This window comes from Streptomyces sp. NPDC127084, from assembly GCF_042724175.1.
In the GTDB taxonomy this organism is placed as follows: domain Bacteria; phylum Actinomycetota; class Actinomycetes; order Streptomycetales; family Streptomycetaceae; genus Streptomyces.
This window is the reverse complement of record NZ_JBHXFA010000313.1, coordinates 1-2,880: the sequence shown is the minus strand read 5'-3', so window position 1 is coordinate 2,880 and position 2,880 is coordinate 1. Positions and strand designations below refer to the sequence as shown.

Genomic DNA, 2,880 nt, shown 5'->3' with positions numbered 1-2,880 from the left:
GTCCCGGCCCCCGCTACCCGCACCGCCCGGCCCGGCTGCCCGGCACCTGGACGCAGTGATGCCCCGCCCCCGGAAACGCCGCCGCCGCGAGGCGAAGCGGATACCGCCGCGCACGGACGCGGCCCTGCCCGAATACGACCGCAAGGCAGTACCCGACGGCCTGGTCACCCGGCGCCAGCTCCGGGACCTCGGCCTCAGCCCGGGCGGCCACGGCCCGGTCGCGGTCGTGCGCTGCAAGTACTGCTCCTACCGGCCCGACCGGGCATGCAACCACCCCACCAGGGGCTGGCTGTACCGGATCGACCTGGCGAAGCCGAAACTCCCGATGACCCTCGCCAAGGAAGCGGCGCTTGACAGGGCGATGGCCGCACGCCAGACCTGCCCGGGCCCGTGCGGCAGGCGGTACTTCCACTGCCTCCCCCTCAAGACCCTGGGGTCCTGCCTGGAGTGCCACGACGGCACGCCTGCCGACCCCTCCACGTACAGCACCCCCGTGGCCGGCCATCGCCTGGCCGCCTGACCCGGAAGGCCACTCAAGTGATCACCATGACGGACCTGTTCTGCGGCGGCGGAGGCAGCACCTGCGGCGCCCTGAAGGTCCCCGGTGTCCGCGTCGTCATCGCGGCCAACCACTCCCGGCACGCCATCGACACCCACCAGCACAACCACCCCGACACCGACCACGACTGCGCCGACATCTCCCAGGTCGTCCCCACCAAGTACCCCCGCACGGACATCCTGTGGGCGTCCCCGGAGTGCACCAACCACACCCGCGCCAAGGGCAAGCGGCGCGGCCACGGAGAGTTCACCAACGGCCTGTTCGCGACCGACGGCACCGACGAGACCGCGATCCGCTCCCGCGCGACCATGGGGGACGTCGCGCGGTTCGCCGAACACCACCGCTACCGGCTGATCATCGTCGAGAACGTGCCGGACGCCCGCTGGTGGGGACCAGAGGAAGCACCCGGCTACGCCTTCGACACCTGGGTGCGCAGCGTCGCGATGTGGGGTCCGTACGAGTACCGGATCGTCTACCTCGACTCCGCGCACGCCCACGCGGCAGGACCCGGCGCACGGTCCCGCCGCCCCCGCATGTATGTGATCTTCTGGCGCAAGGGCGAGCGGGCGCCGGACTTCGACAAGTGGCTGCGCCCCTACGGCACCTGCGACCGGCACGGGCCGGTACAACTGATCCAGTCGTGGAAGCGCACCAAGGTGTGCAGCCCCGAGCGCCCGTGGGGCGTGTACGGGATCAAGACCGGCCAGTACGTCTACCGCTGCCCGCACAGCGAGTGCCGCCACCAGGTCCTCGCCCCTCACACCCGGGCCGCCGCCGACGCGATCGACTTCACGCTGCCTGCCGAGACGATCGGCAACCGGCGCACGCCTCTCGTGGCGAACACCCTGCGGAAGATCCACGACGGGTGGACCAAGTACCGGCAGGCCGCCGCCAACGGCGGGCACCTGATCGAGCCGTACATGGTCGAGCTGCACGGCGGCGGATCCACGCACCGACCAGCCACCCAGCCCATGTCGACCCTGACCGCCGGCGGCCTCAACCACGGCATCGTCTACGCGGAGCGCGCCCCCTACGAACTGCTGCCGTACTACGGCACCAGCAAGACCCAGCCGGCCACCCTGCCCATGCCCACCCTCACCACCCGGGACCGGCACGGCCTGGTCGGCTACGCGACCAGCCTGGAGGCATGCCGGTACCGCATGATCCGTGTACCGGAAGCCGCACGGGCCATGGAGTTCCCCGACACCTTCGTCTTCCTCGGGGACCGGGACCAGATCATCGAGATGATCGGCAACGCCGTCAGCACGAACATCGGCCGCGACCTGGTCGGCATGGGCGACGAAGCACTGACCGGCGAATCCGCCGCCCTCACCCCGCCCGCGCTGCCGGGCGACCTCACGGTCGGCCTGACCGCCTGATGGACGCCGTCCTAGCTGCTCTGTGCACCCTGGCGGGCACGGTCGTCGGCGCGCTCGTACAGCACCTCGCCGACACCCGCCGCACCCAGGCCGCCGCCCTCGCCGCGCACCGCCAGGACGTCCGCGAGGCGGTGGTGGCCCTGGCGTCGGCACTGAGCGTGCACCGGGGCCACCTCTACACCCGCTGGGATCTCGCGCACAGCACGACCGCCGGCGAGACCGAGACGGCAGAAGCCCGCAGGGCGGCCCGCGCCTCCCGCGGCACGGTCACCGGCGCCCTGTACCGGCTGCGTGTGCTGAGCGCGGACCGCGAACTCCTGCGCGCCGCGACCGAAGCGGTCGGCGCGAGCTACGCCGTCAAGGCCAAGGGCGAGGACCTCACCACGGTCGCCGAACAGGACCTCGCAGAGCGCTACCGCCGGGCGCTCGCCGCCGACGACACCCTGCTCACCGCCTGCGCCACACGCCTGGCGCCGTGAACTGCTCCGCGACCACGACGACCCCGTTCCAAGGAGAACCCCTCATGCCGACCACTTCGGTCTCCGACTCCGCCATCGACAAGAACCTGGACGCCGCCTGCACGGCGGTCTCCGGCGAGATCGCCCGCACCGACGGCAAGGCCTCGCTGCTGCTCGCGTTCGACGGCGCGATCCTGGCCGGTCTCAGCGGACTCACCGACCGTCACCTGCCGGCCGTCACACAGGCCTGCGGCGCCGCCGCCGTACTCGCCCTGGCCGCGGCCGCCGTGCTGTTACTCCTGGTCGTCCGGCCCCGCCTGGGAGGAGGCGACCGCGCGTCGTTCCCGTACTGGGCACGCCTGACCACCAGCGAGGTCTACGAAAGCCTGATCCGCGACAGCCGTGCCGCCTGCATCCAGGCCCTGTCCGTCATCGCCGTACGGAAGTACCACCACCTGCGGCGCGCAGTCGACCTGAGCCTGAC

4 protein-coding genes are annotated in these 2,880 nt (G+C 71.9%); all 4 read left to right on the top strand.

Going from position 1 to position 2,880, the window contains the following annotated elements; translation table 11 throughout:
- The coding region (locus ACFWI9_RS33675; protein ID WP_387168945.1) for an RRQRL motif-containing zinc-binding protein at positions 1-520 on the top strand (520 nt) is incomplete at its 5' end.
- A gap of 26 nt (positions 521-546) precedes the next feature.
- Entirely contained in the window at positions 547-1,938 is a 1,392-nt protein-coding gene (locus ACFWI9_RS33670) for a DNA cytosine methyltransferase (RefSeq protein WP_387168942.1), read from the top strand.
- A complete protein-coding gene (locus tag ACFWI9_RS33665; protein ID WP_387168939.1) occupies positions 1,938-2,417 on the top strand; it encodes a hypothetical protein in 480 nt (159 codons plus the stop codon). The genes ACFWI9_RS33670 and ACFWI9_RS33665 overlap by 1 nt, the downstream gene beginning before the upstream one ends.
- Before the next feature lie 44 nt (positions 2,418-2,461).
- Positions 2,462-2,880: Pycsar system effector family protein (locus tag ACFWI9_RS33660; protein ID WP_387168936.1), on the top strand; the 419-nt coding region annotated here is incomplete at its 3' end.

What these genes read in the sequence shown, in the direction of transcription:
- ACFWI9_RS33670 (WP_387168942.1), top strand. Translation starts at nt 547, where the DNA reads ATGACGGACCTGTTCTGCGGCGGCGGAGGCAGCACCTGCGGCGCCCTG.
- ACFWI9_RS33665 (WP_387168939.1), top strand. Translation starts at nt 1,938, where the DNA reads ATGGACGCCGTCCTAGCTGCTCTGTGCACCCTGGCGGGCACGGTCGTC.